General features: G+C 70.1%; 16 protein-coding genes. 3 read left to right on the top strand and 13 right to left on the bottom strand.

Features of this window, described 5'->3' with window-relative positions; translation table 11 throughout:
• Positions 1–34: 34 nt before the first annotated feature.
• From ASD56_RS15300 to ASD56_RS15290, 3 genes are read right to left on the bottom strand one after another with little or no spacing between them, the layout of a single operon-like run.
• Complete coding sequence (locus tag ASD56_RS15300; protein WP_055967818.1) at positions 35–403, bottom strand: hypothetical protein; 369 nt, start codon at positions 401–403, stop codon at positions 35–37.
• On the bottom strand, positions 400–1,287 hold the full coding sequence (gene truB, locus ASD56_RS15295; protein ID WP_055967817.1) for a tRNA pseudouridine(55) synthase TruB: 888 nt from the start codon (positions 1,285–1,287) through the stop codon (positions 400–402). Before truB ends, ASD56_RS15300 begins: the two co-directional genes overlap by 4 nt.
• Positions 1,287–1,973, bottom strand: a complete 687-nt coding sequence (locus ASD56_RS15290; protein WP_055967814.1) for a uridine kinase — start codon at positions 1,971–1,973, stop codon at positions 1,287–1,289. The genes truB and ASD56_RS15290 overlap by 1 nt, the downstream gene beginning before the upstream one ends.
• Positions 1,974–2,046: 73 nt before the next feature.
• Between ASD56_RS15290 and ASD56_RS15285 the strand changes: the two genes are divergently transcribed.
• Positions 2,047–2,913, top strand: a complete 867-nt coding sequence (locus ASD56_RS15285) for an A/G-specific adenine glycosylase (RefSeq protein WP_055967811.1) — start codon at positions 2,047–2,049, stop codon at positions 2,911–2,913.
• Positions 2,914–2,978: 65 nt separating this feature from the next.
• Here the strand turns inward: ASD56_RS15285 and rbfA are convergent, their stop codons facing one another.
• The 4 genes from rbfA to nusA form a co-directional block, all read right to left on the bottom strand.
• The gene (gene rbfA / locus ASD56_RS15280) at positions 2,979–3,482 is read right to left on the bottom strand and encodes a 30S ribosome-binding factor RbfA (protein ID WP_055967808.1); all 504 of its coding nucleotides are present in this window, start codon (positions 3,480–3,482) and stop codon (positions 2,979–2,981) included.
• A 72-nt stretch (positions 3,483–3,554) separates the two neighbouring features.
• Positions 3,555–6,347: a translation initiation factor IF-2 gene (gene infB, locus ASD56_RS15275; RefSeq protein WP_055967805.1), complete on the bottom strand. Its 2,793-nt coding sequence runs from the start codon at positions 6,345–6,347 to the stop codon at positions 3,555–3,557.
• Positions 6,348–6,403: 56 nt separating this feature from the next.
• Entirely contained in the window at positions 6,404–6,676 is a 273-nt protein-coding gene (locus tag ASD56_RS15270; protein WP_055967804.1) for a YlxR family protein, read from the bottom strand.
• A 75-nt stretch (positions 6,677–6,751) separates the two neighbouring features.
• Positions 6,752–7,741: a transcription termination factor NusA gene (nusA, locus tag ASD56_RS15265; RefSeq protein ID WP_055967801.1), complete on the bottom strand. Its 990-nt coding sequence runs from the start codon at positions 7,739–7,741 to the stop codon at positions 6,752–6,754.
• A gap of 164 nt (positions 7,742–7,905) precedes the next feature.
• On the opposite strand from nusA, the gene ASD56_RS15260 reads away from it, so the two are divergent.
• Together ASD56_RS15260 and ASD56_RS15255 are read left to right on the top strand one after the other, a co-directional pair.
• The gene (locus tag ASD56_RS15260) at positions 7,906–8,733 is read left to right on the top strand and encodes a DUF1206 domain-containing protein (RefSeq protein WP_055967798.1); all 828 of its coding nucleotides are present in this window, start codon (positions 7,906–7,908) and stop codon (positions 8,731–8,733) included.
• Positions 8,734–8,795: 62 nt separating this feature from the next.
• Positions 8,796–9,317 (top strand): pyridoxamine 5'-phosphate oxidase family protein, encoded by a 522-nt coding sequence (locus ASD56_RS15255; RefSeq protein ID WP_055967796.1) that lies wholly within the window; start codon positions 8,796–8,798, stop codon positions 9,315–9,317.
• A gap of 34 nt (positions 9,318–9,351) precedes the next feature.
• On the opposite strand, the gene ASD56_RS15250 is transcribed toward ASD56_RS15255, so the two are convergent.
• The 6 genes from ASD56_RS15250 to ASD56_RS15225 all read right to left on the bottom strand — a co-directional run bounded on the left by ASD56_RS15250 (position 9,352) and on the right by ASD56_RS15225 (position 19,817).
• Positions 9,352–11,415, bottom strand: coding sequence for a PhoX family protein (locus ASD56_RS15250; RefSeq protein WP_157536143.1), 2,064 nt, complete (start codon positions 11,413–11,415; stop codon positions 9,352–9,354).
• 114 nt (positions 11,416–11,529) lie between these two features.
• Entirely contained in the window at positions 11,530–12,588 is a 1,059-nt protein-coding gene (locus ASD56_RS15245) for a TIGR00730 family Rossman fold protein (protein WP_055967793.1), read from the bottom strand.
• A gap of 46 nt (positions 12,589–12,634) precedes the next feature.
• Positions 12,635–14,431 (bottom strand): proline--tRNA ligase, encoded by a 1,797-nt coding sequence (locus ASD56_RS15240; protein ID WP_055967790.1) that lies wholly within the window; start codon positions 14,429–14,431, stop codon positions 12,635–12,637.
• Between the two features lie 59 nt (positions 14,432–14,490).
• Complete coding sequence (locus ASD56_RS15235; protein ID WP_055967787.1) at positions 14,491–15,657, bottom strand: hypothetical protein; 1,167 nt, start codon at positions 15,655–15,657, stop codon at positions 14,491–14,493.
• Entirely contained in the window at positions 15,648–16,151 is a 504-nt protein-coding gene (locus tag ASD56_RS15230) for an RNA polymerase sigma factor (protein ID WP_162249522.1), read from the bottom strand. Before ASD56_RS15230 ends, ASD56_RS15235 begins: the two co-directional genes overlap by 10 nt.
• A gap of 129 nt (positions 16,152–16,280) precedes the next feature.
• Entirely contained in the window at positions 16,281–19,817 is a 3,537-nt protein-coding gene (locus ASD56_RS15225; RefSeq protein WP_055967781.1) for a hypothetical protein, read from the bottom strand.
• Between the last annotated feature and the right edge of the window lie 59 nt (positions 19,818–19,876).

The following is a 19,876-nucleotide window of genomic DNA, read 5'->3' as shown; positions in this document are numbered from 1 at the left end:
GAGCGGATGCCGCGCCCCGGCGTCGCGGGGCGATTCAGGCGAGTTGGACCGTCCAGATCACGTGCATGCGCCACACCATCACCGCGACCGCCAGGGCGGCGATCCCCATGATCACCGTGCTCCAGCGGCTGCGTTCGAGGAGCGCCCAGCCGACACCCGCCACGGGCAGGAGCGCCGCCGAGATCAGGTAGACCCAGAACTCCAGGGCGCTTCCGGTCGGCGGGTTGCCGACCAGCGGGGCGACGATCGCGATGACGACCTGGACGATGAGCAGCAGCTCGACCAGCGCGAGCGCGCCCACGCTGAAGTCGCTCGGCCGGCGCCCGGCGAGTCCCGCGATGAGGCAGAACAACCCGGCCGCGACGGCGACGGCGACCTGCGCGATCGTGAACCACAGGATCAACGGGAAGCCTCCTCAGGCATGTTCATGACGCTCTTCACGTCTGCGCCGCGTCGCTCCACGATGCCGACGAGAGCGCCGTCCGGGCCGACGGCGGCGGTCGGGGTCGTGTCCAGGCGCGCGGCGGCGCCGCCCAGCCGCTTGCCGTGGCGGAGGTCGCGCGCCTCCTCGGCCGTGACGTCGAGGCGGCCGAGGACAGCGGTGGCGACCGAGGCCGGGGCCCGGAGCGCCGCGTCGGCGATGGCGTCCGCGGCCGCGGCGCCCTGCAGGTCGAAGGGCCCGATCCTGGTGCGCCTGAGCGCGGTCAGGTGCCCGCCGACACCGAGCGCCGAGCCGAGATCACGTGCGAGGGAGCGGATGTAGGTGCCGCTCGAGCAGTCGACGACGACGTCCAGATCGATGAACGGACCCTCGCGTCGCTCGGCCAGGACATCGAACCTCGACACGGTGACCTCGCGCGATTTCAGCTCGACCTGCTCCCCCGCACGCGCGAGGTCGTAGGCGCGGCGGCCGTCGACCTTGATCGCGGAGTACGTGCTCGGCACCTGCGAGATGCGGCCGGTCAGCGTCGTGATCTGCTCCGCGATGCGCTCGGATGCGACGGTCGCGGCATCCGTGGTGGAGGTCGTCTGGCCCTCGGCGTCGTCGGTGTCGGTCGCGGCACCGAGCCGGATGGTGGCCTCGTAGGTCTTGTCGAGACCGACGATGAAGGTCAGCAGCCGCGTCGCGCCCTCGACGCCGAGCAGCAGCAGACCCGTCGCCATCGGGTCGAGCGTTCCGGCGTGGCCGATCTTGCGCGTGCCCAGAGCCTTGCGGGCGCGTGAGACCACGTCGTGCGAGGTCATGCCGCCGGGCTTGTCGACGAGGAGGATGCCGGGCTCGGCCATCAGCGGGCCTCCGTCTTCGCACGGCGGGGATGGTCCAGGTCGGCATTGTCGACGACGGCGGACGCCGCGAGCTCGGGCCGCGCCTCGCGGAGGTACAGCGCCTGACCGTCGCGGTAACGCGCGTTGGCCGCGGCCCGCGGGTCGGGGTCGCTGCCGTCCCGCAGCGCCAGGCGGGCGCAGGCCATGGCCTCGGGCACGTCGAGCCACACCGACCAGTCCCACAGCCCGCGCAGCTCGGGACGGTGGAGGAAGATGCCGTCGACGACCAGCACCGCGTCACGCGGCGCGGTCACCCACTGCGACTCCACCGGTGAGTCGCGGAGCACGTCGAAGGCCGCGAGCTGGAACCCGGTCGCTCCGGCAGTCTGGGCTCCATCGCGGAACGGGTCCAGCAGGGCACGGCGGAAGGTCGCGTAGTCATAGGAGTCCCGGTAGTAGCCCTCGGGGCTGGTCCGCCCGCGGAGGTACCGCTCGGCACGCGGCCGGTGGAAGCCGTCGATGCTCGCGCGGTAGACCGCGGCGCCCTCCTCCGCGAACACCTCGGCCAGCCCGTCGGCGAACGTGGTCTTGCCTGCGCCGTCGATCCCGTCGATCGCGATGACCACGCGGCCGGCGGGGAACGACCGTCGCACCTCGTCGCGCAGCTCGCGCCAGAGCGCGGTGGCGGGCGTGAGGGGCAGGCGCATGCACCCAGCCTAGATCGGACCGGCCACCGCTCCTGCGCCTGCGTGGCGCTCCCCCGCACGTAGGCTGAAACGCATGCCCGAGCTTGCCGCGCCACTCATCGAGTGGTACCGCGAGAACGCCCGCGACCTGCCCTGGCGCCGCCCGGGATTCGGCGCCTGGGGCACGCTCGTGAGCGAGTTCATGCTGCAGCAGACGCCGGTGAGCCGCGTCATCCCCCACCTGGAGGCCTGGCTGGCGCGCTGGCCGACGCCGACATCGCTGGCGGCCGACGTCCCGGCCGAAGCGGTCCGGCAGTGGGCGAACCTCGGATACCCCCGACGGGCGCTGTGGCTGCACCGCGCGGCGGTGGAGATCCGCGACCGGCATGACGGGGTGGTCCCGCGGGACGTCGACGCGCTCCTGGCGCTGAGCGGCATCGGCGACTACACCGCCCGGGCGGTGGCGGTCTTCGCCTATGGCGACCGGCATCCCGTCGTCGACACGAACACGCGGCGGGTGCTCGCCCGCGCCGTCGACGGTCGCTCGCAGCCCGGCGCGCCGTCCCGGCGCGATCTGTCTGCGATGGACGCGATCCTGCCGTCGGCGGACCCCGAGGCGGCGATCGTCAACGCGGCGGCCATGGAGCTCGGCGCCACGGTCTGCACCGCTCGCGCGCCGAAATGCGGCGTGTGTCCGGTGGCGCACCTCTGCGCCTGGCGTACGGCCGGCTACCCCGACACCGGCGATCTGCGCCGCCGGCAGGCGCGCTACGAGGGAAGCGACCGGCAGGCGCGCGGTGCGGTGCTGGCGGTGCTGCGGGATGCCGCGTCCCACGCCGTCCCGCTGATCGACGTCGTGCCCGACTGGCCGGACCTCCACCAGCGTGACCGTGCGATCGACTCGCTCATCGCGGACGGGCTGGCCGAGGCATCCGGCGGAATGCTGCGCCTGCCGCACTGACCGTCCCGTAACGCGATGAAGGGCCGATCCGAGTGGATCGACCCTTCATCGCTGAATGCTCGGGACTACGCCTTGTCCTCCGAGACAGGAGCCTCGACGGACTCGTCCGCCTCATCGTCCTCGTCGTCGTCGTCCTCGTCGTCCACGTCGAACTCGCGCGGCTTGACGTACGGGTCGGCATCACCGGCGTACGTCGCGGACGACGCCAGTCCGGCCACTGCCTCGTCGCGCTCGCGCGCCTCGCGCAGCAGATCGGCGATGTGGCCCGCGTTCTCGGGGATCGCGTCCGCGATGAACTCGAGCGACGGGGTGAGACGGGTGTTGAGGTGCTTGCCCACCTCGGAGCGCAGCAGCCCGGTCGCCGACCGCAGCGCGGCCCCCGACGCCTCGCGCTCCTCCGGCGTGCCCAGCACGGTGTAGAACACCGAGGCGTGCTGGAGGTCTCCGGTCACACGCACATCGGTGATCGTGACGAACCCGAGCCGCGGGTCGCGAAGGCCCTTCTCGAGCCTTTCGGCGAGGATCACGCGGATGCGGTCACTCAGTCGTGCCTGGCGTTCGCCGGCCATGTCCGTTCCTTTCGACAGGTGAGGGGCGCACGCTGCCATGCAGCACCGTCGCGCCCCTCACCGTTTGTGCGATCAGCCGCGAGGCTTCTCGACCAGCTCAGTGGTCTCGATCTCGTCGCCGATCTGGATGTCGTTGTACTTGCCCAGGCCGATACCGGCTTCGTAGTCCGTACGCACCTCGGTGACGTCGTCCTTGAAGCGGCGCAGCGACTCGATGGCCAGGCCATCGGCGAGCACGACGCCGTCGCGGATGACGCGCGCCTTGGCGTTGCGCGTGATCGTTCCGCTGCGGACGATGACACCGGCGATGTTGCCGAACTTCGAGGAGCGGAACACCTCGCGGATCTCGGCCACACCGGACTGGACCTCTTCGTACTCGGGCTTGAGCAGGCCCTTGAGCGACTGCTCCACGTCGTCGATCGCGTTGTAGATGACCGAGTAGAAGCGGGTGTCGACGCCCTCGCGCGAAGCGCGCTCGCGCGCCTTCGTGTCGGGTCGGACGTTGAAGCCGATGATGATCGCGTTGTCGATCGTCGCCAGGTTCACATCGGACTCGGTGATGGCACCGACGCCGCGGTGGATGATCCGCAGCTGCACCGAGTCGTCGACCTCGATCTTGAGGAGCGACTCCTCGAGCGCCTCGACGGCACCCGACACGTCACCCTTGATGATGAGGTTGAGCGACTCGACCTTGCCCTCTTCGAGCGCGCGGGTGAAGTCCTCGAGCGAGATGCGCTTGCGGGCCTTGGCCAGCTGGGCGTTGCGCTCGGCTGCTTCACGCTTCTCGGCGATCTGGCGGGCCGTGCGGTCCTCCTCGGTCACGATGAACGTGTCGCCGGCGCGCGGCACCGAGTTCAGACCCTGAACCTGGACCGGACGCGACGGGTAGGCCTCAAGCACGGCGTTGCCGTCCTCGTCCGCCATGGCACGCACGCGGCCATAAGCCGTGCCGGCCACGATCGCGTCGCCGACGCGCAGCGTTCCCGACTGGATGAGGACCGTCGCAACGGCACCGCGACCCTTGTCGAGCTTCGCCTCGATCGCGACACCACGAGCCGCCTTGTTCGGGTTGGCCGTGAGGTCCAGACCCGCATCGGCCGTCAGCAGGACGGCGTCGAGCAGCTCCTGGATGCCGGTGCCCTGACGAGCCGAGACGTCGACGAACAGCACGTCGCCGCCGTACTCCTCTGCGACGAGGCCGTACTCGGTCAGCTGCTGGCGCACCTTGGCCGGGTTGGCGTCGGGCTTGTCGACCTTGTTCACCGCGACCACGATCGGCACGTTCGCCGCCTGGGCGTGGTTGAGCGCCTCCACCGTCTGGGGCATGATGCCGTCGTCGGCCGCGACCACGAGGATCGCGAGGTCGGTGACCTGCGCACCACGGGCGCGCATGGCGGTGAACGCCTCGTGACCCGGGGTGTCGATGAAGGTGATGGCGCGCTCGATCTCGTCGTGCTCGGTCCACACCTGGTAGGCGCCGATGTGCTGCGTGATGCCGCCGGCCTCGCCTGCGACCACGTTGGTCTGGCGGATGGCGTCGAGCAGTCGGGTCTTACCGTGGTCGACGTGACCCATGACGGTCACGACCGGCGGACGGATCTCGAGGTCGTCTTCGCTCTCGGCCTCCAGCTCGGCATCGAGGTCGAGACCGAAGCCCTCGAGGAGCTCCTTGTCCTCGTCCTCGGGCGAGACCATCTGGATCTTGTAGCCGAGCTCGGCGCCGAGCACCTCGAACGTCGCCTCGTCCAGCGACTCGGTGGCCGTGGCCATCTCGCCGAGGTTGAAGAGGATCGTGACGAGGGTGCCGGGCTGGACCGTGTAGCCGGTGATGGCCTCGATCTTGTCGGCGAAGTCGGCGATCGATGCGCCGCGGCGCATGCGGATGATCTCGCCGTTGCCGCGGGAGACGTTGACGCCGCCGACGACCGGCGCCGACCGCATCTCGAATTCCTGCCGCTTGGCACGACGCGACTTGCGCTGCTTCGACTTGCCGCCGCCCTTGCCGAAGGCACCAGCGGTACCGCCGCCGGGGCCGCGGCCACGACCGCCGCCACCGCCGGGACGACCGGCGAAGCCGCCGGGAGCGCCCGCACCGGGCGCACCGCCGCCGGGGCGCTGGAAGCCGCCGCCGGCACCGCCGGGACGACCGGGGCCGCCGGGACGCTGCTGGAAGGGAGCGCCGGGACGACCGGCACCACCCGGACGGCCCGCGCCACCCGGACGCGGAGCGCCGGGACGCGGGGCGCCGGGGCGCGGAGCCTGGGGACGCGGGATGTTGCCGGGGGTCGGGCTCGGGCGCTGACCCATGCCCTGCGCCGACGCGAAGGGGTTGTTGCCGGGGCGCGGCCCTGCGGGACGCTGACCCATGCCCTGCGTGGAGGCGAACGGGTTGTTGCCGGGGCGCGCGCCACCGGGGCGCGGGCCGCCGGGGGTCGGGCCACCGGGCTTCGGCGCGCCGTCGGCCGGAGCCTCGGACGGTGCCGGAGCGGCGGCCTCGGCGGGAGCCGCGGGCGCCTCAGCTGCGGCGGGCGCGGGGGCCGGGGCGGGTGCGGGAGCCGGCGTCTTGGCTTCCGGAGCCGCGGGAGCGGCCGGTGCCGGAGCGGCGGGAGCCGCGGGTGCGGCCGGGCGTGCCGGACCGGGGCGACCGGCGGGACGTGCCGGAGCGGCCGGCTTGGCGTCACCGGCCGGCTTTGCGCTGCCGTCCGCCTCGAGGGCGGCACGGAGCTTGCGAGCCACCGGGGGCTCGATGGTGGATGACGGGCTCTTGACGAACTCGCCGAGCTCCTTGAGCTTCGCAAGGGCTACCTTGCTGTCGACGCCCAATTCGGACGCGATCTCGTGGACGCGTGGTTTGGCGTTTGCCACAATTCTCCTGTCTGGGGTCCACCCAGGCAGGGCAGACCGTTACTCGCGGACGGGTCTCATTTCGAGCCGTTCACTTTGTTTCCATAGCCATTCAGCCGTTTCTCGATGGTCTGCGTGTCAAGCGGGGCTGCCACACGCAATGCCCGCACGAACGCGCGGCGCCGGATCGCGGCATCCACGCATTCGTTCGTCTCATGCACCCACGCGCCTCGTCCCGGCATCACCGCGCGCTCGTCGGGGACGAGCACGGAATCGATGGCGACCACCCTCAGAAGGGCGGACCGGGGAGCACGCGTGCGGCATCCGACGCACGTTCGTACAGGTTCCATTCTACACCTCGGGGCTCAGGCCCCGCCACGCGGGGCTCCGCAGTCGCGGAGACCTCGTGCGGCGACGCCTGCGGGTCAGGCGTCTTCGAGGATCGAGTCCGGCTGGATGTCGATCTTCGCGCCGGTCAGCTTGGCAGCCAGACGCGCGTTCTGGCCCTCTTTGCCGATGGCGAGCGAGAGCTGGTAGTCGGGCACGAGCGCGCGCACCGCCTTGCTCGAAGCATCCAGGATGAAGCTCGAGGTCACCTTTGCGGGCGACAGCGCGTTCGCGACGAACTTCGCGAGCTCGGGGTCGTAGTCGACGATGTCGATCTTCTCGCCGCTGAGCTCCTCGGTGACCGCGCGGACGCGGCGACCGAGCTCGCCGATGCACGCACCCTTCGCGTTGATCGAGGGATCGTTGGCCTTGACCGCGATCTTGCTGCGGTGCCCGGCTTCGCGCGCCAGCGACACGATCTCGACCAGACCTGCGGCGATCTCGGGCACTTCGAGCGCGAACAGCTTGCGGACGAGTCCCGGGTGGGTGCGCGAGACGGTGATCTGGGGGCCCTTCGCGCCCTTCGACACGGCCGTGACGTAGACGCGCAGACGCGACCCGTGCGTGTACTCCTCGCCCGCGACCTGCTCCTCCGGCGGAAGGATCGCCTCGATCGAGCCGAGGTCGACGTGGACCATACGGGGGTTGGGGCCCTGCTGGACGACGCCGGCGACGATGTCGCCTTCCTTGCCCTTGAACTCGCCCAGCACGGCGTCGTCGGCGATGTCGCGCAGACGCTGGCTGATGACCTGCTTGGCGGCGAACGCGGCGATGCGGCCGAAGTCCTCGGGAGTGCTCTCCTCCTCGCCGATGACGATCCCCTCGTCATCGAGCAGCGGGATGAAGACGGCGACGTGACCGGTCTTGCGGTCGAGCACCGCGCGGGCGCCCTGGGGCAGCTCGCCGGTGGGCGACGTGTGCTTGGCGTAGGCCGTCAGGATCGCCTGTTCGATGATCCGGACGAGTTCGTCGAAGGGAATCTCCTTCTCACGCTCGACTGTCCGCAGCAATCCGAGATCGATGTCCACTCTGGGCCTCCGTATTCAGCTCTCACCGACGCATCCAGCCGCCGGAACCCTCTTACGTTACCGGATGCCGCACCCGGCGATGCTGGGAGGTGCCCGTTCGCACGACAGGCGTCACCGGCGCAACCCCTCCCAGCCCGCCGTGAGCGCGAACTAGGCTCGTTCGCATGTCGGCTCCCGCAGCGAAGGCCGCCGCCCGCGAGGCCGAGTCCAGCACGGTGTTCGAGCTGTTCGCGCGCGCCGGCTACGTCGCCAACGGCATCGTCCATCTCCTCCTCGGCGTGATCGTCCTGGTCATCACGTTCGGGGGCGACGGCGAGGGCGACCAGGCCGGCGCGTTCAAAGCGCTGGCGGCCGCGCCGCTCGGTGTGATCCTGCTGTGGCTCATGGCGGTCGCGCTGTGCGCGCTCGGACTCTGGCATGCGGCGGAAGGCATCCTCGCGCGGGACCTGTCGGGCGACGCCAAGGGAGCCGCCCGCAAGTGGGGCCGTCGCGCGGCCGAGTGGGGCCAGGCCCTCGTGTTCGTGGGTCTCGGGGTGCTCGCGGCTTACGTCGCACTCGGGGCACGCCCGGACGGCGAGAAGGCGGCCGAACTCGCCAGCCGCGGGCTGCTGTACCTGTGGGGCGGCTCGATCGTGCTCGCGCTGGTGGGCGTCGGCTTCGTCATCGGCGGGATCGCCTTCGTCGTGATGGGCCTGCTGCGGAGCTTCCGCAAGCGCCTGCGGATCCCCGAGGGCAGACGGGGCCGGACGATCACCGTGATGGGGGTCATCGGCTTCGTCGCCAAGGGCGTCGCGCTGCTCATCGTCGGCGTGCTCCTCGTGATCGCCGCCGTGCGCACCGAGCCGCGGACGGCCGGAGGCCTCGACGGCGCGGTGCAGGCGATCCTCGACCTCGCGCTCGGGCCGCTGCTGGCCGCAATCGTCGGAGCCGGGTTCATCGCCTACGGCGTCTTCACCGTCTTCCGGGCACGTCTGGCCCACATGCAGGGCTAGGTCGCGGCATCCGGGGTGTCAATCCCCTGACGACGCAACGCGACGACTGCGAGCGTGGAAGCATGACGAAGACAGACGCAGACGACCTGACCGGCACCGCGGCCATCGAGCGGCTGAAGGAGCTCGTCGAGGACATCGACTTCACGATGCTGACCACTCGGGATGCCGAGGGCAACCTGGTGAGCCGTCCCATGAGCACCCGCGAGATGGACGACACGGGCGACATCTGGTTCTTCACCCTCGAGGACACCAAGAAGGTGGACGAGGCAGAGGCCGACCCGGAGCACGACGTGGGCCTCGCCTACATCGACGCGAAGGGACACCGGTACGTCTCGGTCGCGGGCCGTGCCCGGGTGGTGCATGACCACGCGAAGATGAAGGACCTCTACACGCCCGATCTCGACATCTGGTTCGAGAACGGCCTGGAGACGCCCGGCATCGTCCTCCTGCGGGTCACGCCCGTCGAGTGCGAGTTCTGGGAGCCCCGGCACGGCAAGATCGTCACCGCCGCCGGCATGCTCAGGGCCCTGGTGACCAAGGACACCCCCGACGACACCATGCGTCACGGACGCGTGAGCTGCTGACACAGGCCGCCATGCGCGGCGCCGCACGCTGGGATCAAGCCCGGTAGACCTGCACGATCGACGGCCGCGGGCCGTTCGCGAGGTCGCCGGGAGCCGTCGATCCGAAGTCGGGGAACCGCGACGTGGGCGCGGCGACGGTGCCGCCCTCACCGGGATGCTGCACCGCGACGAAGACGAGACCCTCACGGTCGTGGATGACCGGGCCGCACGTCTCCGCCTCGCGCGGCACCGACAGGAACTGCTGCACATGGCCGCGCTCCGGGCCGGTGAGGGGAACGAGGAAGAGCCCGTCGTTGTAGCCGATGGTGCTGGGCGCTCCGTCCGTCGAGATCCACAGGTTGCCGGCCGAGTCGAACGCCACGTTGTCGGGGCACGAGATCGGCGAGACGAGCTCTTTGGGGAATCCCGCGAAGTACGAGTTGGCGAAGACCGCCGGATCGCCGCACAGGAGGAGGATGCTCCAGCCGAACGTGGTGCCGGCCTGTCCTTCGATCTCGGTCATCTCGATGACGTGTCCGTACCGGTTGCCGGTGATCGGGTTCGCCTCGTCTACGTTCGCGGCAGACCGCGCCGTATTGTTGGTCAGTGCGAGGTACACCTTGCCGGTCGTCGGGTTGGGCTCGACATCCTCCGGCCGGTCCATCTTCGTGGCGCCCACCGCGTCGGCCGCGAGCCGGGTGTGCACGAGCACTTCCTCGACCGTGAAACCGGGCACGGCGCTCTGCCCGTTGCGGGTGAGCGGGATCCATCGGCCGGTCCCGTCGAACAGCTCGTCCGCCGGCAGCGCGCCGGTGCCGTCGATCTCACTGCGCGGCGAGTTGCCCGAGAAGACGGCGACGAAGAGGTCGCCCTCTGAGAGCAGCTGCAGGTTCTTCTTCCGCGAGCCGGAGATCTTGTTCTTCGACACGAACTTGTACAGGTAGTCGTTGCGCTCGTCGTCGCCCATGTACGCCACGACCCGGCCGTCCTCCGCCACGATGACGTTCGCGCCCTCGTGCTTGAATCGGCCCATCGCGGTGTGCTTGCGGGGCGTGGAGGTGGGGTCGTCCGGGTCGATCTCGACGATGTACCCGAAGCGGTTCGGCTCGTTCACATAGGCGGGGTCGTGCGCGTTGAAACGGGGGTCGTACGTCTCCCAGCCCGTCGAGGTGGAGGTCGACCGGGTGGACTGGTAGCGCTTCTGCGCCGGGGTGTCGGCGGCCCAGGCGAAGTAGCCGTTGAAGTTCTCCTCGCCCGAGAGGATCGTGCCCCACGGCGTCGTGCCGCCCGCGCAGTTGCCGAGTGTGCCGTGCACCCAGCGCCCCTCGGGGTCGGCAGCCGTCTTGACCAGGTCGGTGCCCGCGGCGGGGCCCGTGAGCTCGAACACCGTCTCCACGGTGATGCGGCGGTTGCGGCGGCCGCCGACGACGTACGACCAGGGCGTGCCGGTGCGCTTGCGCGTGATCTCGACGACCGACATCCCCTGCGCGGCCTTGTAGACGTCGCCGCGGCGCTGCAGCTCGGCGGGGTCCGAGGTGGGCTCGAACATGATGTTGGGGTTCACGTACTCGTGGTTCGTGACCAGGACGCCGGTCTTGCCGCTCGGGTCGGCGAGGATGTCGAGGTAGTCGCAGTTGTAGCCGAACTGCAGAGCCTGCGCGCCAGGGCTCTGCGCGTTGATGTCGAAGAGCGGGGCGCCGGCGAAGAGCGGGTCGCCCCACCGGATGATCGGCTGCCACGTGTAGCCCGACGGCACCGTGAACTCGTCCAGGCTGGCGGCCACGGGGGCGATGGGGCTGAAGGCGAGGCCGGCCGTGCCCGGGCGGGCGAAGGCCGAGCCGGCACCGCCGAGTCCCGCGGCGGAGGCGCTCGAGACCGGTGCCCGGCCGCCCGCTGCGGCGAGCGCGATCGCGACGGCCCCTGCGGCACCCATGCCGAGCAGCGCGCGACGCGAGAGGGCCGCCTGCGCGACCTCCTGGAACGTGGGGTTCTGCGAGGTGTTGCACTCGGGGTTCGTGCACGCGTCCGCGCACTTCAGCCGACAGGTCACTCCGAGGCGTTTGCCCCGTGCGTGCTCCGCAAGCGGAAGCGACCGGCGGTGGTTTTCGATGATGCTCACGATGTGCCCTCCCTGGCGATGCGACCGCGCCAGCTTCGACCGGCTGGAGGACGCAGGGGCGACGCGCAGGTGAATGGGCGGCAACCGGGAGATGAGAACGCGCTCATCCGCCTCTCAGGAGGCGCGGGTAGGTCCTTGCGGCGCGCTCGGCAGATCGTTGATCGCGCGGATCAGCAGATAGATGGACCCGACCTGGAACTGGTTCAGCCGCATGACCAGGCGTGGGAGATGCGCGCGAGCGGTGTCGTCAGCTTCCTGACGCAGCGGTCCCCGGCTCTCGATCCGGCCCGAGAGCAGCAGTGGACCGAAGCGCTCATTCAGCTCATCGACCTCGGCCTCGGTCGGCTGGGCCTTCAGCCGCAGGACCAGGCGGTCGCCGACCCACCGCAGCGAGTCGTAGTTGCGCCAGAAGTCGGTGATCGCGTGCGCCGCGGCCTCGACCGAGTCCGTGACGACGAGGCGGTCGAAATCGTTGGGCGAGATCAGCCCCGAGCCCACGAGCTGTTCGTCGACGAACCGCTGCAGGCCACGCCAGAAGTCACCGCCGGGCTTGTCCAGCAGCACGATGGGCGTCGGTTCGGCCTTGCCGGTCTGCTGCAGCGTCAGCAGCTCGAACAACTCGTCGAGCGTGCCGAACCCGCCCGGCACGCAGACGAAGCCGTGGGATTCCTTGACGAGCATGAGCTTGCGCGTGAAGAAGTACTTCATCGCCACGTTGCGGGAGTTCTCGGCGATCACCGCGTTCGGCTTCTCCTCGAAGGGCAGCCGGATCGAGACGCCGAGCGATCGCAGGGGCCCGGCGCCCTCGGCAGCGGCCTGCATGATGCCGGGCCCCGCGCCCGTGACCACCATCCAGCCGCTGTCCGCGAGCGCCGCGGCGACCTCCGCGGCAGCCCGGTACACCGGATCGTCCGGCCGGGTGCGCGCGGAGCCGAAGATGGTCACCTTCGGGACTCCGGCGTAGGGCGCGAAATGCTGGAACGCGGCGCGCATCTCACTGAGGGCGGCGGTGGTGATCTTGAGGTCGAGGCGGCTCGCGTCGTCGAGGCCGAGGCCGACTCCTGTCGCGAGGATCCGTGCGATCAGGTCCACGTTCTCGGTGATGCCGGCGTCCGCGATGATCGCGCGGACGTCGGAGGTGACCTCGGAGGTGACTGCTGCGTCGTCAGGCATGTTCCCAGCGTGGCATGGACCGGCGGCGACGCGGACGGGGGTTGCGTCAGCCGCGCAGGCGGGTCACGGCCTCGTCGACGGTAACCGTCTCGCGCTCACCCGTGCGGCGGTCCCAGAGTTCGACCTGCCCATCGGCGGCCGCTCGGCCCACGATGACGATCTGCGGCACGCCGATGAGTTCGGCGTCGCCGAATTTCACGCCGGGCGACACCTTCGGCCGGTCGTCGAACAGGACGTCGAGACCGGCGCCCTCGAGCGCAGCGGACAGCTGCTCGGCGACCTCGAACACGACGGGCTCGCGGCCGGTCGCGACGACGTGCACGTCGAAGGGCGACACCGACGCCGGCCAGATGAGGCCCTTGTCGTCGTTGTTCAGCTCGGCGATGATCGCGAGGATGCGGGTCACCCCGATGCCGTAAGAGCCCATCGTCACGGTGACGAGCTTGCCGTTCTCGTCGAGGACCTTGAGCCCCAGGGTCTCGGCGAAGAAGCGGCCGAGCTGGAAGACGTGCCCGATCTCCATGCCGCGCGCGAGCTCGACGGGGCCGGAGCCGTCAGGTGCCGGATCGCCGGCGCGGACGCTGGCCACCTCCACGAACCCGTCGCCCGTGAAGTCGCGTCCGGCGACGAGCGTGTGCACGTGCTTCTGGTCGATGTTCGCGCCGGTCACCCACGCGGTGCCGTCGACGACGCGGGGGTCGAGGAAGTAGCGGATGCCGGTGGCGGATTCCTCGCCGAGCACCGGGCCGGTCTCGGACCACGGTCCGATGTAGCCCTTCACGAGGAGCGGGTGACGCTCGAAATCGGCCTCGGTAGCGGGCTCGACGGCTGCGGGCGCGAAGGCGACCTCGACGCGCTTGTCGTCGACATCCCGGTCGCCGGGCAGGCCGATGATGATGAGCTCGCGGGTGCCGTCCAGGTGCGTGAGCGCCAGCACGACGTTCTTGAGGGTGTGCGCCGCCGTCCACTGGGTCGCGCCGTCCGTCCCCGGCCCTGCGACTCCCGGTGTCGGGGCCTCCAGGTGGGCGTTCGAGTGGTCCACGAGCGTCTGGATCGTGGGCGTGTTCGGTGAGTCGAAGATCACCGGAGCGCCGAGGCCGTCGGACGGGATCGCCGCGGGCACCTCGGTCGTGTAGGCCTCGACGTTCGCCGCGTACCCGCCTGCCGAGCGGACGAAGGTGTCCTCCCCCACCGGCGTCGGGTGCAGGAACTCCTCGGAGCGGGCGCCGCCCATGAGCCCGTTGTCGGCCTGGACGATCACATACTCGAGGCCCAGCTTCTGGAAGATGCGCTCGTAGGCGTCGCGCTGCCGCTGGTACGAGGCATCCAGCCCCTCGTCGGTGTAATCGAACGAGTACGCGTCCTTCATGGTGAACTCGCGGCCGCGCAGGAGGCCGGCGCGGGGGCGCGCTTCATCGCGGTACTTGTCCTGGATCTGGTAGATCGACAGGGGCAGGTCCTTGTACGAGGAGTACAGATCCTTCACCAGGAGCGTGAACATCTCTTCGTGGGTGGGGGCGAGGAGGTAGTCAGCACCCTTGCGGTCCTGCAGCCGGAAGATCCCGTCGCCGTACGACTCCCAACGACCCGACGCCTCGTAGGGCTCGCGCGGCAGCAGCGCCGGGAAGTGCACTTCGTACGCACCGGCGGCCGTCATCTCGTCGCGGATGACCTTCTCGATCTTGGCCTTGACCCGCAGACCCAACGGCAGCCATGCGAAGATGCCCGGCGCGTTGCGCCGGATGTAGCTGGCGCGCACCAGCAGTCGATGGCTGGTGACCTCGGCGTCAGCCGGGTCTTCGCGGAGTGTGCGGAGGAAGTAGTGCGAGAGACGGGTGACCACGAGGGTCAAGTCTAGGGCGGTGGGATGCCGCGGCCGTGCTGGCCGCGGCATCCCACTGCTCATCGCTCCGACATCACCTGCAGGAGGGCTGCCGCGAAGTCGAGGTGCGACTGCTGGACCCCGTCGAAGTCATCGAGCGAAACTCCCAGCAGATTGACTCCGTCGGAGACGAGCACGAGCGGATAGTGGCCTTCGTAGGCGTCCAGGCTGGGAGCCAGCAGAGCAGCCTGCGCGCCGGGAACAGTGAGCGGCTCCGAGGCATCGAGCGCGGCCACCTCGTCGAACACGTCGGCAGCGCCCGGCCAGAGAAGGAAATGCTGACCCCCCTCTAGCGAGCACCACCGCGAGACGCCCAACCGGACGGGCACCACACCGTTCGAAAACTCGTCAAGCTCGGTCAGCGCGTCGTACACAGCGGCGCCGGTGGCGATGGCACCGGCCGCTTCCAGATCCGCGGCGATCGCGCTGCAGCTGTCGAGGGTCCACCACTCGGGCGTGACATCGACGGCACGGGGAGTGGGGTACTCGCCCGCCCGCTGCACCACGAGATCGAGGGCGCTCTGGGTTGCGGCACGTATCGCCTCGGTATCGACTGCGGCTCCCTCGAATTCGGAGCGACTGACGCTGACCCTGAGCCAGAGGCTGTGGGTCGTCGCAGCGAAGGTGCACTCTGCTCGGAACTCCTGCTCTTCGCACGACTCCGGGCTCGCGACCCCCGCTGCCTCGGCGGCCCCGACCGGGTACGCCTCGACCCTCACCTCGGCGCCCATGTACTCGCCGCCCGTCGTCGTCCATCCGCACGAGAGACCACCGATCCGCGTGTCGGCGCCCGGTGACCACGCTGCCGCCAGCGGACCCATTGTCTTGCCCGTTGCCGCAGAAGCCTCGGCGTCGGTGAGAACGTTGCCGCACTCGCCACCGAATGCGGCAGCAGGCGCCGGTTCAGGCTCCACAGTCGGCGCCGGCGTGGGCTCGGGAGTCGGCGACGGCTCGGCCGTCACGGTCGGCGTGGGCGTCGACGCGATGGTGTCGGGACCGCTGCCCAGCAGAGCCGCCGTCGTGATCGCGCCCCCGGTGATGCCCCCGACGAGCACCAGGGCGACCGCCGCCGCGATGAGCTGGGCGCGGTGGGCGCCCGCCGGCTTGATGCTCTGCGTGCCGGCAAGGACGGTGTCGCGCATCTCACTGTGTTCCCGGTCGGAGAGCCGGTCGTCGTTCAGGCCCATGATGCCTCCATCGCCGTCATTTCTTCGCGGAGCTTCGCCTTCGCCCGGGCGAGCCGGGATTTCACCGTGCCGATGGGGATGCCGAGGGCTTCCGCCGTCGCCCGCTCGGGATAGCCCTCGAGAACCGTCAGCACGATCACGCTCTGCTCGCGTGCCGGCAAGCGCTTGAGCGCCGCGAGGACGCCGCTTTCGTCCGACGCCACGGGGGCCCGCCCGCCCTCGGCGACCGGCGTGCGTCCGATCAGGGCGCGGTACCGGCGCCCAGAGCGCTCGAGGTTGCGAGCCGAGTTCGACACCGTGTTGAGCAGCCACGGCAGGGGCGAGCCGTCGACGAGCCTGACGACGGCCCGCTTGCGCCAGAGCTCGAAGAAGGCGATGGTGACGGCATCCTTCGCGTCCTCCCGGCTGGTGAGCAAGCGGCGCGCGTGACGGAACAACCGCGCCTCGTGGCGGTCGAACAGCGCACCGAGCGCGGCCTCGTCGCCCGCTCGCACGCGCAGCCACAAGGCGGCGTCAGGTTCACTCGTACCTAGAAGTGTCCGCGATCGCCGAGAAGGTTCCCGACCGCGAAGAGAAATCTGTGGATGCCGCGGCCGTGCTGGCCGCGGCATCCGCTCTGCCGATCAGAAGGTGGTGCCGAACTCCTCGCTCACGCAGTCGCCGTGTCCGTAGGTGCCGAGGTACTCGGCCTCGAGGACCCAGGACTGCGGCTCGGCGTCCCGCGAAGGACGCTCGCGCAGGAGTCGAGGGTCGAGCGACTCGACCTTCTTGAGCTTCTCGTCCCGCCCGAGGTTCTCGGCGCGCAGGAGCTTGGGCAGCTTGCGCAGCCGACGGAAGTGGGCGTGGAACTCCCCATTCGACCCGATCGTGCCGGCGGCGTACAGCTCCTTGCCCTTGTCGCCCTTCACGCGCGCGGTCACGAGCACACGGCCGCCGTGCACGGGCTGATCGGTTCCCTTGTCGACCACCCGGCCGTAGACGTCGGCCCCGTCGACCTTGATCCAGTCGAAGCGGGAGCCGCGAGCGGCGACCACCTGGATCGTGGCTCCGCCGACGACTTCGGCGTTGTGCGGCTTCTCGTGCGGGTTCTCGGCGAGCCCGACCAGGGCGACGACGTTGGGCACCTTGTAGACGCGCTGCCGAAGTTCACCGGCGGTCGAGGCGTACGCGGGGTCGCCGACGAGCGACTCGTACATGACCTCCACGCTGCGGGTCTCCCCCGCTCCGACCTTGAGCCACTGATGCCCCACATAGGTGCGGAAGAACTCCGACGTCTGCGACGGCACGACCCAGAACCGCGTCTCGCGGTCGTAGGGGTTGTGCACGTCGACCGCGGTGACCCCGCGGACGGCGGGCGAGGCATCCGAGGAGATGAAGCGGCTGTAGTTGCTCTGCGCCACGTTGTTCAGCTCGGTGAGCTCGACGATCGCCGGATTGCCCGGGTCCTGATACAGCGGGATGCGCACGACGATGCAGAAATGCGCATTGCCCGTGGTGGACGCCGCCGGGGGCGTCCAGTTGACCTCGGCCGGCACGGATCCACCTGCCGGGATGTCGATGATCGCCGAGCCGATCGGCACCTCGGGTGCACCCGAGATCGCGAAGTTCTTCACGAAGAAGTTCACCTGCACGTCGTTGGCGACGAAGTCGCCGCCGTTCGTGATGGTCGCGCGCACCCGGTTCGTGTGTCCCGCCCACGGCACGTTCAGCCACGCGGAGTCGGCATCGCTCTTGGCGTTCTGCACCAGGATGTCGGGGCTCTGCCAGTTGTCGCCGCCCGGCCAGGGCCGGATCGAGGGGTCCGGCTTGCCGCCGGCACCGTAGCTGAGGCGCACCTGCGCAGTGTCGCCCGAACGGCTGAGGACCTCGAGACTGAACTCGGCCGGTCCGCTCGGGTCCGACTCCTCGTAGTCGGCGGGCTCGCGCAGGACGGGCCCGTCGCCGTCGACGTCCATCGGCACCTGCACGATCATCCGGCGGGCCAGCGGCGGCTCGAAGATGCCCGAGACCACGTCCGTCCCGATGACCGAGCCGTCCTGCGGCAGCAGGCGGTCGGCGATGTCGGCGGCTTGACCCTGCCGGTACTCGAAGTAGTAGTTCCATCCGTCCGCCCGGCGCACCTCGATCCCGGCGAGGTCGGTTCCGACGACGGCCGAGCCGACGTTGCTCGAGGCCTTGAGCGTGAGCGTGTCGCTCACCCCTCCGCCGGCGAGCGCGAAGTTGTACGCGCGCACGAGCCCGGGATCCATCCAGCCCAGCATGAGCTTGGCTCCCAGCGAGAGGTGGGGAAGATCGCCGTCGTTGGACATGAGGTCCCAGTTCGTGACGTCGCGCGCTGCGATCGTGGGGTCGAACCCCGTGACGTTCATGTACAGGTCGGGCAGCCCCAGGTTGTGCCCGATCTCGTGCGAGAGCGTCTCGTGCACGCGCCGGCCGTCGACCGCGGTCCAGTCCGTCGGCATCGAGACGACGGGGATCGACTTCTGCTTCACGGTGGTCTCGCCCGGGCTGATGTACGAGAGGTTCACACCGGTGGCGATGGGCCAGACGAACAGGTCAGGCGTATCCGGATCCAGTGACGCGGTGAGCGAGAACGTGATCACGACCAGGGTGTCGACGTCGTCGAAGTCGATCATCGACTGGGCGGCGGTTCCCGCGGCCTGGAAGAGGTTGCCTTTCGTGCCCCAGAACGAGCGATCGTCGTTCCACTCGAAGTAGTCGGTCCACCCTCCCGGCAGGCTGACCGGCCCGACGACGTTCCCGGTGGTCAGCGACACGTCGAACCTGCCGTCGGAGACCTCCTGGAAGTAGTGCGAGCAGCTGCGCAGGATCCCGTCGGGGTCCGCCGTGGAGGCGACGACCTCGTTCGCCCAGGCGGCCTGGATGTCGGTGGTCGTGGTGCCGGTCCCGGGCAGCCGGCTGTCGGCGGTGTCGACGAGGATCACGCCGATGCGACGCGTGCCGGTCGCGGGCATCACGTTGACGTTCTGGACGCCGGCCGGACCGCCGCCCCACGCGCCGCCGGTCACCCAGGGCGCGGACTCGCCGACGAACGCGAGCGGCGGGCCGTCGTGCGCATCGGCCCACTCGGTGGTGACCTCGAACTCGACCTTGGCGAGCGTGTCGCCGGTGGCGATGTGCGTGGCGACGAGGGTGAAGGTGCCGGTGCGGGCGCGGGCAAGCAGCATCACGTGCGGTGCGTCGTCGTCCCAGAGTGCATCGCGCGAGGGCGAGATCATGCCCGCCTCGGGGCCCTCCGCGACGATGAACTCCACGTCGTCGGAAGTGAGTCCCGCGCTCAGCCGGTACGGCACGCGCCGGTAGCCGCCCGGGAACATGGCCTCCTTCGGCATGTCCACCTCGATCGGCGCGGCGAGCGCATCGGTCAGGTCGATGGTGGCGATCTCGGAATCGGCGGCCACGATGCCCAGCGGAGCTGCTCCGCTGTCGTCGACGACGATGCTCGAGGGCCGGAAGGGCAGGCCGGTCACCTGCTGGACGAGCGGCCCTGAAGTGTTCAGATGGATCACGGACAGCGCGTTCTCGGGGTCACGCTGGGCGACGACGAGCTTCTCGTTCGTGGCATCGCCCCAGTTGAGGAAGAACGGGGCGGGCAGGCCTGAGGCGACGACGACAGGTGCTCCGCCGGAGAGAGGAACAGAGCGGATGCGGCCGCCCGCACCCTGCTCGGAGACGAAGGCGCGCGTCTGCGACGCGTCGAGGACGAGTCCGGTCGCCTGCTGGAATCCGCCGGCCACCGTCGAGACCGACGCGTCGGACAGGTCCACGCGCAGAAGCGAGCCCGGTGCCGCGTACTCGATCGCGTACAGCGCCGAACCGTCGACCACCGCAGCCAGCTGATGCACCGGGCCGAGCCCCGAAGCCAGCACCTTGGCTCCCGTCAGGTCGAACGGCGCTCCCGCCTCGACCGCATAGATGCTGCCCCCGCGCTCGCTCAAGAAGTACGTCGAGCCGTCCGCCGAGATCTCGATGTCCTCGAGCTCGGTGAAGCCGGTGCCGATGACGTCGGTCGTGCCCGTCTGCGGATCGATCCGACGTACCGTCCCGTCGTACTCGACGAAGACGACTCCGCCGTGGACGGTGTCGCGGCGACTGCCGATGGCACCGTGCATGCCTGTCGCGATCGTTGTGATGGCCATGTCGCATCCCCAATCCCGTCGCCGGCGTGCCGGCGCTCCAGCCCGGTGCGCCCGGGCGC

Origin of the sequence: Microbacterium sp. Root166, assembly GCF_001427145.1 — a bacterium.
In the GTDB taxonomy this organism is placed as follows: Bacteria; Actinomycetota; Actinomycetes; order Actinomycetales; family Microbacteriaceae; genus Microbacterium.
The sequence above is the reverse complement of the archived record's forward strand: the minus strand, read 5'-3'. Positions and strand labels throughout refer to the sequence as shown.

Bases quoted from the DNA above. Each gene is read 5' to 3' on its own strand.
- ASD56_RS15285 (WP_055967811.1), top strand. From the start codon at position 2,047: ATGCCCGAGCTTGCCGCGCCACTCATCGAGTGGTACCGCGAGAACGCC.
- rbfA (WP_055967808.1), bottom strand. From the start codon at position 3,482: ATGGCCGGCGAACGCCAGGCACGACTGAGTGACCGCATCCGCGTGATC.
- truB (WP_055967817.1), bottom strand. From the start codon at position 1,287: ATGGCCGAGCCCGGCATCCTCCTCGTCGACAAGCCCGGCGGCATGACC.
- ASD56_RS15290 (WP_055967814.1), bottom strand. From the start codon at position 1,973: ATGCGCCTGCCCCTCACGCCCGCCACCGCGCTCTGGCGCGAGCTGCGC.
- ASD56_RS15270 (WP_055967804.1), bottom strand. From the start codon at position 6,676: ATGGAACCTGTACGAACGTGCGTCGGATGCCGCACGCGTGCTCCCCGG.
- ASD56_RS15255 (WP_055967796.1), top strand. From the start codon at position 8,796: ATGACGAAGACAGACGCAGACGACCTGACCGGCACCGCGGCCATCGAG.
- ASD56_RS15260 (WP_055967798.1), top strand. From the start codon at position 7,906: ATGTCGGCTCCCGCAGCGAAGGCCGCCGCCCGCGAGGCCGAGTCCAGC.
- ASD56_RS15235 (WP_055967787.1), bottom strand. From the start codon at position 15,657: ATGGGCCTGAACGACGACCGGCTCTCCGACCGGGAACACAGTGAGATG.
- ASD56_RS15245 (WP_055967793.1), bottom strand. From the start codon at position 12,588: ATGCCTGACGACGCAGCAGTCACCTCCGAGGTCACCTCCGACGTCCGC.
- ASD56_RS15225 (WP_055967781.1), bottom strand. From the start codon at position 19,817: ATGGCCATCACAACGATCGCGACAGGCATGCACGGTGCCATCGGCAGT.